Genomic DNA, 12,420 nt, shown 5'->3' with positions numbered 1-12,420 from the left:
CGCCATGTCACGCGTCGTCCTGGTCACCGGGGTGTCGCGTGACCTGGGTGCCCGGGTCGCCAGGTCACTGGCGGCGGACGGCCAGCATGAGGTGGTCGGCGTCGACCTGACACCCCCGAGACGTGATCTCGGCGGCGTCAGGTTTGTCCGGGCCGACCTGCGGGGGCCGACTCTTCTGGGTGTCCTCGCGCGACACGACATCCACACGGTCGTGCACTGCGGGTTGCAGATCGACGAAGTCATCACGAGCCCGGTGGCGGCCAAGGAGGCCAATATTCTCGGCACCATGCAGTTGGTTGCTGCATGCCAACAATCGGCGAGTGTGCGGCACGTCGTGCTCCGCAGTTCGGGCCAGGTCTATGGGGCATCGCCGCTGGACCCTGCCCGGTTCGCTGAGGACACGGTGCCGCGTCATCCTCCGCGTTCCGGTCCGGCACGGCACGCCTTGGAGATGGAGTCCTTCGTCGCCGGCCTCGCCCACCGGCGGGCCGATGTGGCCGTCACGATCCTGCGGCTCGCCAACATCCTGGGCGGCCATGTCGACAACTCGTTGTCCCGCTGGCTTTCGTTGCCCGTGGTGCCGCGCCCGATGGGCTTCAACGCCCGTCTGCAGTTCCTCCACCCGGCAGACGCGGTGCGGGCCGTGCAGGTGGTCGTGGACCGCGAGCTGCCCGGCACCTTCAATGTCGCCGCCGAGGATCCGCTCACGCTCACCCAGGTCCTGCGGATCATGGGGCGGCCCGGCATCGGGCTGACCGGCAGCAGCCCGGCGGTCCTGGCCGCGGGGCGCCGCGCCAAGTTCATCCGCTTCACCAGCGAGCAGGTTCGGGCGGTGACCTGGGGGCGACTGCTCGACACGCAGCGCTTCCAGGACGTCGCCGGATTCGTGCCGCACTATTCGTCGCGGCGGGCAGTTGAGGAGTTCGCTGCGTTCACGTCCCCGGGCATGCTCGACAGCGACCGGATCGATCGTGCGATCGCCCAGGCCAAGCGGGTGCTGAGCCCCGCCGTGGAGATGCCGGCCGTGCGCTGGCCGCGGGGGGTGCGGCAGGGGCATGGGTGACGAACGAGAACCCGGCCTGCTCGGTCCGGAAGCGCAGTCTGCGCTCGAGGACTTCCTGCGTGCCGGCGGGGTCCTGCTCGAGCGATTGAAGGATCTGCCGACCGACCAACTCGGGGACCTCCTCGCCGACCCGGTGGCGACCGCGGTCCGCGTGGGCAAGCGGCTCGGGGTGGAATGGCAGGGCTCGGTGGAGGAGCTGGCGGCGTACGCCCGTTCCCGGCTCACCGGCGACTATGCGGTTGACGAGTTCGGCTTCGACCCGGAGTTCACCGAGCAGATGTTCCTCCCGGTGCTGCGGCTGCTCGCCGACAAGTGGTTCCGGCTCGAGCTCCGGGGGATCGAGAACATCCCGCTGTCCGGCAGCGCCCTGCTGGTCTCCAACCATGCCGGAGCGCTCCCACTGGATGCCCTGGTGCTCCAGTCGGCGGTGTTCGACGCGACCGGCCGGCATTCCCGCATGCTGGGAGCCGATCTCGTGTTCACCACCCCGTTCTCCCACGACTTCGCCCGGCGCATCGGCGCGACGGTGGCGTGCGCGGAGGACGCAGCCCGGCTGCTCGAGGGTGACAACCTGGTGTCGGTGTTCCCGGAGGGGTTCAAGGGCCTGGGCAAGAAGTTCACCGATCGCTATCGGCTTCAGCGCTTCGGGCGCGGCGGATTCGTGTCGACGGCGGTCCGTTCGCAGGTGCCGATCGTCCCCGTGTCGATCGTCGGCTCCGAGGAGATCTATCCGCTCATCTCCGACGCCCCCAGCCTTGCGCGGGCTTTGGGATTCCCCTATTTCCCGGTGACGCCACTCTTTCCCTGGTTCGGCGTCCTCGGGATGATCCCGCTGCCGTCCAAGTGGATCATCGAGTTCGGTGAGGCGGTGACGACCGACGAGCTGCCTGCGGGAGCCGCCGACGACCCGGCGACGGTCCTGCAGATCACCGATCAGGTGCGGATCACGATCCAGAACACGCTTTACAAGCTGCTCGACGAGCGGCCGGGCATCTTCTTCTGAGCGCCGGGCTGCCAGGCCTCCGCCCGCGCGTGTCAGTTGTCCCGGCGGGCCAGAGCACGCGCGGCCAGCCGGAGGCTCGTGCCCACCTTGAGCCCACGCGCGACGCGGCTGCGCACCCCTCCGGGGTCGCGGAACTCGAGGGTGGGCCAGTCGTGGATGTCGGCGTGCCGGCGCAGGTGGGGGTCCGGGTTCACGGCGGTGGGGTGCCCGACGAGGCTCAGCATCGGCAGATCGTTGGACGAATCCGAATAGGCATGCGCGCGGGCCAGGTCATAGCCGTGTGTCTCCGCCAGCTTTCGGACCGCAACCGCCTTGGTCGCACCGTGCAGAAGTCCGTCCCGCAGGCGACCCGTGTAGCGTCCGTCGGCTCGCTCCGCGACTGTGCCCAACCCGCCGGTGAACCCCAAGTGCTGCGCGCACAACTCGGCGATCTCCACCGGTGACGCCGTCACGACCCACACAGCGTGGTTGAGGTCCAGGTGCTCCTGGGCGACCGCCACGGCCTCTGCGCAGAATCGACCGGCGATGTGCGCATCGAAAATCGCCGCGCAGTGCTGCCCGAACTCGACGACGTCTCGACCCTTGATCATCTCGAGCGCCGTGTCCCGCGCATCGCTGGTGTCGTCCAGGTGCTCGGAACCAGTGGCCCGGAACCGGGCCTCCATCAGCGCGGCGCGCAACATGGTCCGGCCGCTGACGAAACCCCGCTCGAAAAGTCCCCGGCCGAGCTGGATCATCGACGTGCCGCGCAGCAGCGTGTTGTCCAGGTCGAAGAACGCGGCGGTCCGGGTCATCGGGCCAGACTACCGGCCCGGCCCGGGTCCGCGGGGGCGACTGAAACCGCCGTGAGCTCCTGTGCCAAACTCGGGCGCATGCCCCAGACCGACCTTCCTCCGCCCCCACCACTGGCGGAACCCAACCTCGCTGCGGTCATCAGGCGTCATGCCGAGCAGCGTCCGGACGCGCCGGCCCTGGTCGAGGTCGGGGAACAAGGTCGGCGGTCGATGACCTGGGCCGAGTTCGACCAGGCTGTGACGGAAAGCGCGAGCGGGCTCGTCGAGCTCGGCTTGGTCGCGGGCCAGCGGGTGCTCATCCAGGCGAAGCCGACCCTGGACGCGGTCGCCACCTGGTTCGGGGCCCTCCGGGCCGGCATCGTCGCGGTGCCCGTCAATCCGGGCAAGACGCCGAACGAGTTGCGGAGGGTCGCCCTCCACTGCGGTGCCCGCGTCCTCGTCGGCGACCCGGAGACGGATCTGCCCGGCGTCCGGGCGGTGCCGCTCGACGAACTCCGCTCGCATGCCGGCTCGGCGCCCCTCGCCTCCCCCCAGGACCCCGAAGCGGTCGGGGCGATCATTTATACGTCGGGCACCTCGGGCAATCCCAAGGGCGCCATGCTCAGCCATCGTGCGTTGATCGCCCACTGCGTGGGCGCCTATCGTCGCGGCATCGCTCGCCGGGACGCGACCGTGCTGTGCTGCCTGCCGTTGTTCCATGTGTTCGGGCTCAACGCGGTGCTCGGCGCCGGTGTGTTCGTCGGTGCGACCACCGTGTTCGTCGAGGGCATCCCGGAGAACCTGGGCGAGATCCTGCGCGCCGAACAGATCACACACCTTCCGCTGATTCCATCTGTGCTCTATCGATTGACTCTCAACGAGGACCTCACCGATGCCTGCCGGTCGCTCCAGACCGTCACCAGCGGCGCCGCGCCCCTGCCGGCCGCGCTGGCCGCGCATTGGCTGCGGCTGACCGGGATCCCCGTGCATCAGGGCTACGGCCTCACCGAGGCGGCCCCCGGGGTGTCCAACACCATCGGCACGGACTGGCTCGGCAGCAATCACGTCGGCCGTGCGCTGCCCGGCGTGGAGATCCGCATCGGGGACGGCAGCGAGCCGACAGAACCGGGCGAGGTCATGATCCGCGGGGACAACCTGTTCTCCGGCTATTGGCCCGACGGCACCGACGGTGTCAGCGAGGACGGCTGGTTCGCGACCGGCGATGTCGGCTATCTGATGGGGGAGGACCTCTTCCTCGTCGACCGGTTGCGCGAGGTCATCATCGTGTCGGGGTTCAACGTCTATCCCGCCGAGATCGAGGACGTTCTCGAACAGCATCCGGACGTGGCTGCCGCCGCGGTCGTCGGTCAGGCCGACGAGAACACCGGCGAGCGCGTCGTGGCGTTCGTCACCGGTGACGCAGTGCAGGCCGCGGCTGTGCTGACATTCGCGTCGGCGCGCCTGGCGCGCTACAAATTGCCCTCCGAGATCCTCGTCATCAAGGCGATGCCGCGATCGGCGTCCGGCAAGATCCGCAAGAACATCCTGCGGGACATGCTGGATCGCACGGACGAGGACGATTTCTGAGTGGAGAACCCGTGACGACACACCCCGGCGTGCCGGATCAGCCGCGCGTGACGGTGCTGACTCGACAGGGCTGTCATCTGTGCGACCAGGTGCTGGTTGTCGTGCGCCAAGTGTGCGCCGATGCCGGCGTGGAGTTGGCGGAGATCGACATCGATCTGCCGGGGCAGGAGAGCCTGCACGTCGAATACACCGACCAGGTGCCCGTGACGTTCGTCGACGGTCGGCGGTTCGACTTCTGGCGGATCGATGAGGTACGCCTGCGCGCGGCTCTCGGCTGACGGCTCACGCCGGCCGTTGATGGCCCGGACTACTGTGAATGCAGGACAACGGTGTGCTTGTGCAGATATTCACAAGCACACTAGGGTGGCCTCCACGAACGTCAGGAGGGCCGGTCGATGGACGAGAACGAGTCCCGCGCGCCGCGCACGGGGCTGCCGTCGGCCACCGTCGAGCGTCTGGCGATCTATCTCGGGGTGCTCAACACGCTCGAGGAGCAGGGCGTCGCGACGATCTCATCCGGGGAACTTGCCGCCGCTGCCGATGTGAACCCGGCCCAACTGCGCAAGGACCTGTCGCACCTGGGCAGCTACGGCATCCGCGGAGTCGGTTACGACGTGCAGTCGCTCCGCTTCCACATCGACCAGAACATCGGCTCAGCAGAGGATTGGCCGGTGGTGATCGTCGGGGTCGGCAACCTCGGCCGCGCCCTGGTCAATCATTCGGGGTTCCTTTCCCGTGGGTTCCGGGTCGTTGCCCTGTTCGACGCAGATCCCGCGGTCATCGGCCGGACCGTCGAGGGGCACCGCATCCACCCGCTGACCGAGCTCGCCGCCGTGGTGACCGACCCGCAGGCGACGATCGCGGTGATCGCGACACCCGTGCATGCCGCCCAGCAGGTCGCCGACCAGTTGGTCGCGGCGGGGGTGGGGTGCCTGCTCAATTTCGCTGCGACCGGCCTCGACCTGCCTCCCCGGGTCACCGTCCGGAGGGTCGACCTGGGTTCGGAATTGCAAATTCTGGCGTACCATCGACTGCGGTCGCTCGCCGACACCGCAATGGCGTCGAACGTGACGGTGTCCGCGCTGGGCGACTGACGGCCGCCTCCGGCGGGCGAAAGCGCTATGGAGGTGGGCGGGTCCGTGAGCATCCTGGTCGTGAGCGTGTCCCACAAGACTGCTCCCATGGATTTGCTGGCCCGCCTGACCCTGCCGGCGGATGTGACGAGCAAGGTGCTGAGCTCCCTCCTCTCCTCCGAACACGTCGATGAGGCCGTGGTGCTCTCGACCTGCAACCGCACCGAACTCTATGCAGCGGTTACTCGCTTTCACGGCGGCCTCCAGGCCCTCACCGAGACGGTGGAGCAGATCGTCGGGATCAGCGTCGAGACGCTCCAGGACAACTGCGCCGTCTTCTATGACGAGGCCGCGGTGAGCCACTGCTTCTCGGTTACTTCGGGCCTCGATTCCATGGTGCGGGGCGAGCACCAGATTCTCGGCCAGGTCCGCCAGTCGCTCAACCATGCCCAGTCCGAGGGGGCGGTGGGCACTACCCTCAACGCCCTGTTCCAGCAGGCTCTCCGAGTCGCCAAGCGAGTCCAGACCGAGACCGCGGCAGGAACGGCCGGCAGGTCGCTCGTCACGGCGTCTCTCGCCGAACTCGCCGACCGTGGGATCGACGTCGGAGGTCTGCGCGCCCTCGTCGTGGGGGCCGGTTCGATGGCCGCGCTGGCGGCGCACACCCTCGATGACCGGGGTGCGGCGGTGACCCTGGTCAATCGAACGCTGGAGAAGGCCGACAGACTGGCGGACGCGGTGGGGGGCAGGGCCCGGCCGCTCGAGGAGCTCACCGATGCGCTTGATCACGCCGACGTTGTGGTCACCTGCACGGGCGCGCGCGGATTGCGCCTGACGGCCGACGATCTGCGTCACACCCCTGTGCGCGGGGTCGTGGACCTCGCGCTCCCCGCGGATGTCGCCGACGAGGTGGGGGAGTTGCCGGGCGTGGAACTCGTCAACCTCGACGTGCTCGCCCGCATCGCGCACGATGAATCGGGCGGCATCGCCGACGGACTTGGCGCGGGGGCCGGTGAGATCGCGGAGGCCGAAGCGGTCGTCGCTGAGGAGGTCAAGGATTTCCTCGGGCTGCGCAGAGCAGCGGCTGTCGCGCCCACTGTCGTCGCGCTGCGCTCCATGGCCCAGGACGTCATGACCGCCGAACTCGCTCGCCTGAACGCGCGCCTGCCTTATCTCGGGGACAAGGAGAGGGAGGAGATCCAGACTGCGGTCCGCCGCGTGGTGGAGAAGCTGCTCCACCAGCCGACGGTGCGGGTCAAGCAGTTGGCGGCGATGCCCGACACTCCGGACTATGCCGCTGCGCTGCGCGAGCTGTTCGCCCTTGATTCCGCCGCGATCGAGGCGGTGTCCCAGTCGAGATGAGTGCCTCGTCCCGCATCCGGATCGGCGCCCGCCGGTCGCCGCTCGCCGTCGTCCAGGCGCAGTGGGTGCTCAACCAGCTCACCGGCCTCGGCGCGGAGTGCGAGCTCGTGGGGATCGACACCCAGGGTGACACCGATCGCCGGCACCTCACCGAGATCGGTGGCACCGGCGTGTTCGCGATGGCCGTGCGAGCAGCGCTCCTGGACGGATCGATCGACGTCGCCGTCCATTCGATGAAGGACCTCCCGACTGCTCCGGCCCCGGGCCTCGAGATCGCCGCGGTGCCCGAACGCGAGGACCCGCGGGACGTGCTCGTCGGTTGCCGGGTCGCCGAGTTGGCCGATGGCATGGTGATCGGCACCGGGTCACCACGGCGCGAGGTCCAATTGGCGGCGTACGCGGCCGCACAGGGTATCCAGCTCGGGTTCCGGCCCATCCGAGGCAACGTCGACCGGCGGCTCGAGCTCGTCCGCACCGGCGAGATCGATGCGACCCTGCTGGCTGCCGCGGGCCTCTCCAGGCTGGGCCGCCTCGAAACACTGGACCTGCCACACGAGCTGCTCGGGCGCGAGATCATGCTCCCCGCAGCAGCCCAGGGCGCCCTTGCCGTCGAAATCGCCGACCCGGCCAGGCCGGGCGTACGCGACCTCGTCGCCCGGCTCGACCACGCGCCGACCCGGGCGCGCGTCTTGGCCGAACGCGAGTTCCTGCGCGTTCTGGAAGCCGGCTGTCTGGCCCCCGTAGGGGTGCTCGCGAGCGTCGACGAAGCGCATGATAAGGGCGCCGATTTGACTATGGCGGCCGTTATTGGGAAAACCTTAGTGAGCAGTTCTTTTGCAGATGGGTCGGGCGAGCGCCTGGTGCGGGTCTCCGGAGCCGTTGCGAGGGAACAGTCGGTCGAGTTGGGCGCGCAGTTGGCCCGGTCGGCACTGCTGAGCATCGATGACGATCAGACCTGTGGGCCCCGGCCGGGACCACGCGGAACAGAACGCGAGTGATCACGTGACCACAACCAGTTCCTCTCAGCCCGCCGAGAACGTTGATTCGCCGCCCATCGCGGCAGCGCGCGGTCGGGTGATCTTCGTGGGAACTGGACCGGGTGATCCCGATCTTCTGACGCTGGGTGCGGTGGCTGCGATCGGTGAGGCGACCGCCGTCATCCTGGATCGGGAGACCCTCCGCGGCATCATCGACCATCCGGCTGTCAGCATCCCCGAAAGTGCCGAGGTCCTCGATCTGCCTACCCAGGCCAACGGCAAGATGCTTCCGCCGTCTCAAAGGGCGAAACACGTTCTCAAATTCGCGGGAACCGGCGCGCGCGTCGTCCGACTGGTGATGGGCGACCCGTTCATGGACTCCGCGGTGGCGGACGAGGCGGCGGCCTGCGTGCGCGGCGGCATCGACTTCGAAATCGTGCCGGGGGTGTCGGCGCTGACCGCGGTGCCGGAGTACGCAGGCATCTCGCTCGCCAACGCAGGCGGTCTCCACTTCGTGTCCGCCACCGAGCGCATCGTGAAGTCCCAGGCTGCCCAGTGGGCCACCCAGGGGACCCTGGTGATCTCCACCCGCGCCGGGCTGCTGGTCGATGCGATCGAAGCGGCCCGCACGTCCGGCCGACCGGATGACGACTCGACGCTCGTGACCTATTTCGGTGGCTCCACCGAGCAGCACACGCTGGCCGCGGCGCTCGGTGACATGGCTGCTGCCGTCGAATCCCGTGCCGCCGACGGTGAGATCGACCCCGAGGAACCGGTCCACCTCATGATTGGCCCGGCGGTCGAGCAGCGCGACGATTTGTCCTGGTATGAAACGAAGCCCCTCTTCGGCTGGCGCGTGCTGGTGCCCCGGACCAAGGACCAAGCCGGTCCGATGACGAACCGGTTGCGGACCTATGGCGCCCACTCCGAGGAGGTCCCGACCATCTCGGTCGAGCCGCCGCGCAGCCCGCAGCAGATCGACAAGGCCATCCGCGGTCTGGTCGAAGGCAGGTTCGAATGGGTCGCGTTCACGTCCGTCAACGCGGTGAAGGCGGTGCGGGAGAAGCTCGAGGACTATGGCCTCGATGCGCGAGCCCTTTCGGGCCTCAAGGTCGCTGCCGTCGGCAAAGTGACTGCCGGTGCACTGCGCGACTGGGGCATCGAACCCGACCTCGTGCCCACCGGCGAGCAGTCCGCCGCCGGCCTCGCGGCCGAGTGGCCGCCCTATGACGACATGCTCGATCCGATCAACCGGGTCTTCCTGCCCCGCGCGGACATCGCGACCGAGACGTTGTCCGCGGGGCTGGCCAAGTTGGGGTGGATCGTGGAGGACGTCACCGCCTACCGCACCGTGCGGGCCGCCCCGCCGCCGGCGCCCACGCGCGAGGCGATCAAGACCGGACAGTTCGATGCGGTCGTGTTCACGTCGTCCTCCACCGTGCGCAACCTCGTCGGCATCGCCGGCAAACCGCACGCCTCCACGGTCATCGCCGTCATCGGCCCGGCCACCGCCCGCACCTGTGAGGAGCACGGGCTGCGCGTCGACGTGATGGCCCCCAGTCCCGGTGCCCTCGAGTTGGCAGATGCGCTGGCGACCTTCGCGGCCGAGCGGCGGGATGCCCTCGTGGCGGCCGGGGACAAGGTCCTGAAGCCCTCGCAGTTGCGGCGGACCGGCGGCAGGCGGCGTTCGTGACCTTCCCGGGGGTACGCCCCCGCCGGCTGCGTGCCCTGCCCGCCCTGCGGAGCATGGTCGCTGAGACGTCGGTGGCGCCCGGCCAGTTGATCCTGCCGGTGTTCGTCGGGGAAGGATTGAGCGAACCGAAGCCGATCACGAGCATGCCGGGCGTGGTCCAGCACACCATGGACTCGCTGAAGGCGACGGCCGTCGAAGCGGCTAGCGCCGGACTTGCCGGAGTGATGATCTTCGGGCTCCCCGAGCACAAGGACGCACAGGGCTCCCAGGCGCTCGCGCCCGACGGCATTCTCACTACCGCGCTCCGCGAGGTTCGCGCCGAGGTCGGTGACGCGTGCCTCGTCATGTCCGATGTGTGTCTCGACGAGTTCACCGATCACGGCCACTGTGGTGTGCTGACGGCCGACGGTCACGTCGACAACGACGCCACGCTCGAGATCTATGCCGAGATGGCGGTCCTCCATGCCGAGGCGGGAGCGCATGTCGTGGGCCCGAGCGGAATGATGGACGGCCAAGTCGGCGCCATCAGGTCCGCGCTCGACAGGGCCGGGCATCCGCAGACGGTGATCCTGGCCTACTCCGCGAAGTACGCCTCGGCGTTCTATGGGCCGTTCCGCGAGGCCGTCAACTCGTCGCTGTCCGGCGACCGCAGAACTTATCAGCAGGACTCCCGCAACCTGCGCGAGGCGCTGCGGGAGATCGAGCTCGACATCGCTGAGGGTGCCGACATCATCATGGTGAAACCGGCGCTGGCCTATCTGGACGTGATCGCGGCCGCTCGAGCTGCCTGCGACCTGCCGATTGCCGCCTACAACATCTCGGGGGAGTACGCCATGGTCGAGGCGGCGGCTGCCAACGGCTGGATCGACCGCGAGCGCGCGATCGAGGAGACGGTCACCGGCATCCGCCGCGCGGGTGCGGATGTTGTCCTGACCTATTGGGCCCTGGAACTGGCGCGCAGCGTCGGTCGCTGACCAGACTGCCGCTGCGTGCCCATGTTCCGGGGGGTGAGCGCTCCAGGAACAATGTGAGGAACGTCACGGACAGTTTTGGAGATCCCCTTTCCCCGGGAGCGAGGTAAGGCTAGCCTTATTTCATGATCGTGTGTCACTGCGAAGTGGTGAGTGACCGTCAGATCCGCAAGGCGATCGGCAATGGTGTCGCTTGCGCAGGTGCTGTCGGGCTCGTCACTGGTGCCGGAACCCAATGCGGCAACTGTCTGCCCTCCATCGAGGCGTTGCTGACCCAGTACGCTGGGGTCGCTCCGCCCGACCGAGAGGAACGCAATGAAGCCCCGCAGTGCTCGTGTTGTCGAGTTGCTTAATGACGCACTCACCTTCGAACTGACCGTCATCAACTCATATTTTCTGACGGCTCGCGTCCTGGACAACTGGGGTTTGCCGAAGCTCGGCAAAGTGTTCTATGACCTCTCGATCGGGGAGATGAAGGACGCGGACGAACTCGTGCAGCGGATCCTGTTCTTCGAGGGCCACCCCAACCTGCAGAAGCTCAATCCGCTTGCGGTGGGCGAGGATCCCAAGGAAATGCTGGAGCTCGCCCGCGATTCCGAATACGCCGCATCGAAGCAATTCAATGACTCCGCCGCCGAATGCCGTGAGATCGGCGATCATGCCACCGCAGAACTCTTCGAACGCATGGCCCTCGACGAGGAGGAGCACGCCGACTGGTTCGAGGCGCAACTCGATGCGATCAACCTCGTGGGTGCCGAGAACTACTTGGCGCAGCAGATCGACGCTGCGCAGGGTCTCGCCTGATCCGACTGCCCGCGAACGTCGCCGGATCTCACGCCCAGCTGGGGACGTCGTCCTCGACTTCGTCCCACGGCTGGTCGCCGGTGATCCATTCCATGGCGCGATAGCGCTGATGCACGATCTCCGGGTCGAGTTCAGCCGGTGGCCGCTCACCCTCTGCGCGCGCCACGCTGACCGTGTGGTGCAGGGCTCGCGCTGTTTCCCAGGCTTCGCACACCTCCGCGACGGGCAACAGTTCGAGGGTGCGCAGCAACTCCGGCTCCTCGATGCCGATGGAGGCGTTCCAGACCTGTCCCTGATCCGCGAAGTCACGAGGAAACGTCGGGGCCACCTGCCCGCACATCGCCAGCAACTGCGCGGCCGCCTCATAACCCCACTTCAACCGCGTCGCCACCGCCGGATCACGATCGCGGAACAGCGCGAGCTCGGTCGGCGTCCGCTCGGCGAGGGACCGGGGAAAGATGCGCTCCATATATTCGGAGTCCAGCGGCTCCCCGTCCAGCACCGACAGCGCGAAATCCGCGCTGACCACGAGCGCGACGGCGCGCTTTGCGATCTGGTCCGGTCGGCGGAGGAGGATCTCCTCGGTGCTGCGCACGGGGATCGCGCCGGCCGGGACGTGCACGTCGTGGGCGGTGAGCGCCCGGCGTACGCGCTCCGAACGCGCAAGCGACTCGTGATGGACGGGCACCGCGCCCGCCTCCGCCCCGTCGCCGATCAGGACCTGACCGGCCGGATTGACGATCTTGTCATCGACGACCAGCAGCGCCTGCGCGCCCCGGGCCCAGGGGCCATAGACCGAGAGGTCGGCGATGTCGGTCTCGATCGAATAATGCCACTGCACGTGGCGGAGGTGGTCCAGCACTCCGGGGAGTGCCGGGGAGCCCGCTCCCTGCTCAATGGCCCTGGCGCGCAAACTCACCAACTGCTGCCCCAGCACGTCGTTGCGCAAGCCGGCCGGGCCCACGAGCCGTTGCGCGGTCCCGCCGACCAGCGGGATCTCGCTCAGCAAGGTCGAATAGCCGTCCACCACCATGGGCCAAGGTTACGATGTCGCACGCACAGCACTCACCTCCGACCGCATGGTGTGTGAGGCCCCCCAGTGCGCAGCGCGCCC

At 68.3% G+C, this 12,420-nt stretch carries 13 protein-coding genes; 11 read left to right on the top strand and 2 right to left on the bottom strand.

The features are described from left to right. Positions 1-4: 4 nt before the first annotated feature. Together ACQ260_RS06640 and ACQ260_RS06635 are read left to right on the top strand one after the other, a co-directional pair. Positions 5-1,063, top strand: coding sequence for an NAD-dependent epimerase/dehydratase family protein (locus tag ACQ260_RS06640; protein WP_432558632.1), 1,059 nt, complete (start codon positions 5-7; stop codon positions 1,061-1,063). Then, positions 1,056-2,066, top strand: a complete 1,011-nt coding sequence (locus ACQ260_RS06635) for a lysophospholipid acyltransferase family protein (RefSeq protein ID WP_432558631.1) — start codon at positions 1,056-1,058, stop codon at positions 2,064-2,066. The genes ACQ260_RS06640 and ACQ260_RS06635 overlap by 8 nt, the downstream gene beginning before the upstream one ends. 32 nt (positions 2,067-2,098) lie before the next feature. Here ACQ260_RS06635 and ACQ260_RS06630 read toward each other — a convergent pair whose 3' ends face one another. Then, positions 2,099-2,860 carry an HAD family hydrolase gene (locus tag ACQ260_RS06630; protein ID WP_432558630.1) on the bottom strand — a complete coding sequence of 254 codons (762 nt, stop codon included), beginning with the start codon at positions 2,858-2,860 and terminating at the stop codon, positions 2,099-2,101. Positions 2,861-2,938: 78 nt separating this feature from the next. On the opposite strand from ACQ260_RS06630, the gene ACQ260_RS06625 reads away from it, so the two are divergent. From ACQ260_RS06625 to bfr, 9 genes are all read left to right on the top strand, one after another. Next, positions 2,939-4,426: a class I adenylate-forming enzyme family protein gene (locus ACQ260_RS06625; protein ID WP_432558629.1), complete on the top strand. Its 1,488-nt coding sequence runs from the start codon at positions 2,939-2,941 to the stop codon at positions 4,424-4,426. Between the two features lie 11 nt (positions 4,427-4,437). Then, positions 4,438-4,704: a glutaredoxin family protein gene (locus tag ACQ260_RS06620; protein ID WP_432558628.1), complete on the top strand. Its 267-nt coding sequence runs from the start codon at positions 4,438-4,440 to the stop codon at positions 4,702-4,704. Between the two features lie 117 nt (positions 4,705-4,821). Beyond that, positions 4,822-5,520, top strand: a complete 699-nt coding sequence (locus ACQ260_RS06615) for a redox-sensing transcriptional repressor Rex (RefSeq protein ID WP_432558627.1) — start codon at positions 4,822-4,824, stop codon at positions 5,518-5,520. A gap of 45 nt (positions 5,521-5,565) precedes the next feature. Further along, positions 5,566-6,861 (top strand): glutamyl-tRNA reductase, encoded by a 1,296-nt coding sequence (locus tag ACQ260_RS06610; RefSeq protein WP_432558626.1) that lies wholly within the window; start codon positions 5,566-5,568, stop codon positions 6,859-6,861. Further along, a complete protein-coding gene (gene hemC, locus ACQ260_RS06605; RefSeq protein ID WP_432558625.1) occupies positions 6,858-7,859 on the top strand; it encodes a hydroxymethylbilane synthase in 1,002 nt (333 codons plus the stop codon). Before ACQ260_RS06610 ends, hemC begins: the two co-directional genes overlap by 4 nt. 85 nt (positions 7,860-7,944) lie before the next feature. Further along, positions 7,945-9,531 carry a bifunctional uroporphyrinogen-III C-methyltransferase/uroporphyrinogen-III synthase gene (locus tag ACQ260_RS06600; RefSeq protein ID WP_432558624.1) on the top strand — a complete coding sequence of 529 codons (1,587 nt, stop codon included), beginning with the start codon at positions 7,945-7,947 and terminating at the stop codon, positions 9,529-9,531. Further along, positions 9,528-10,505: a porphobilinogen synthase gene (gene hemB / locus ACQ260_RS06595; protein ID WP_432558623.1), complete on the top strand. Its 978-nt coding sequence runs from the start codon at positions 9,528-9,530 to the stop codon at positions 10,503-10,505. The genes ACQ260_RS06600 and hemB overlap by 4 nt, the downstream gene beginning before the upstream one ends. Positions 10,506-10,627: 122 nt before the next feature. Then, positions 10,628-10,855: a (2Fe-2S)-binding protein gene (locus ACQ260_RS06590; protein ID WP_432558622.1), complete on the top strand. Its 228-nt coding sequence runs from the start codon at positions 10,628-10,630 to the stop codon at positions 10,853-10,855. After that, positions 10,818-11,306, top strand: coding sequence for a bacterioferritin (gene bfr / locus ACQ260_RS06585; RefSeq protein WP_432558621.1), 489 nt, complete (start codon positions 10,818-10,820; stop codon positions 11,304-11,306). Before ACQ260_RS06590 ends, bfr begins: the two co-directional genes overlap by 38 nt. Before the next feature lie 28 nt (positions 11,307-11,334). Here the strand turns inward: bfr and ACQ260_RS06580 are convergent, their stop codons facing one another. Further along, positions 11,335-12,339: a DUF4272 domain-containing protein gene (locus ACQ260_RS06580; RefSeq protein WP_432558620.1), complete on the bottom strand. Its 1,005-nt coding sequence runs from the start codon at positions 12,337-12,339 to the stop codon at positions 11,335-11,337. Positions 12,340-12,420 lie beyond the last annotated feature (81 nt).

Source organism: Ammonicoccus luteus (assembly GCF_050880385.1).
GTDB lineage: Bacteria > Actinomycetota > Actinomycetes > Propionibacteriales > Propionibacteriaceae > Enemella.
This window is presented reverse-complemented; position numbering and strand designations above follow the sequence as displayed.

Coding starts and splice junctions, on each gene's coding strand:
- ACQ260_RS06640 (WP_432558632.1), top strand. CDS start 5: ATGTCACGCGTCGTCCTGGTCACCGGGGTGTCGCGTGACCTGGGTGCC.
- ACQ260_RS06635 (WP_432558631.1), top strand. CDS start 1,056: ATGGGTGACGAACGAGAACCCGGCCTGCTCGGTCCGGAAGCGCAGTCT.
- ACQ260_RS06630 (WP_432558630.1), bottom strand. CDS start 2,860: ATGACCCGGACCGCCGCGTTCTTCGACCTGGACAACACGCTGCTGCGC.
- ACQ260_RS06625 (WP_432558629.1), top strand. CDS start 2,939: ATGCCCCAGACCGACCTTCCTCCGCCCCCACCACTGGCGGAACCCAAC.
- ACQ260_RS06615 (WP_432558627.1), top strand. CDS start 4,822: ATGGACGAGAACGAGTCCCGCGCGCCGCGCACGGGGCTGCCGTCGGCC.
- hemC (WP_432558625.1), top strand. CDS start 6,858: ATGAGTGCCTCGTCCCGCATCCGGATCGGCGCCCGCCGGTCGCCGCTC.
- ACQ260_RS06590 (WP_432558622.1), top strand. CDS start 10,628: ATGATCGTGTGTCACTGCGAAGTGGTGAGTGACCGTCAGATCCGCAAG.
- bfr (WP_432558621.1), top strand. CDS start 10,818: ATGAAGCCCCGCAGTGCTCGTGTTGTCGAGTTGCTTAATGACGCACTC.
- ACQ260_RS06580 (WP_432558620.1), bottom strand. CDS start 12,339: ATGGTGGTGGACGGCTATTCGACCTTGCTGAGCGAGATCCCGCTGGTC.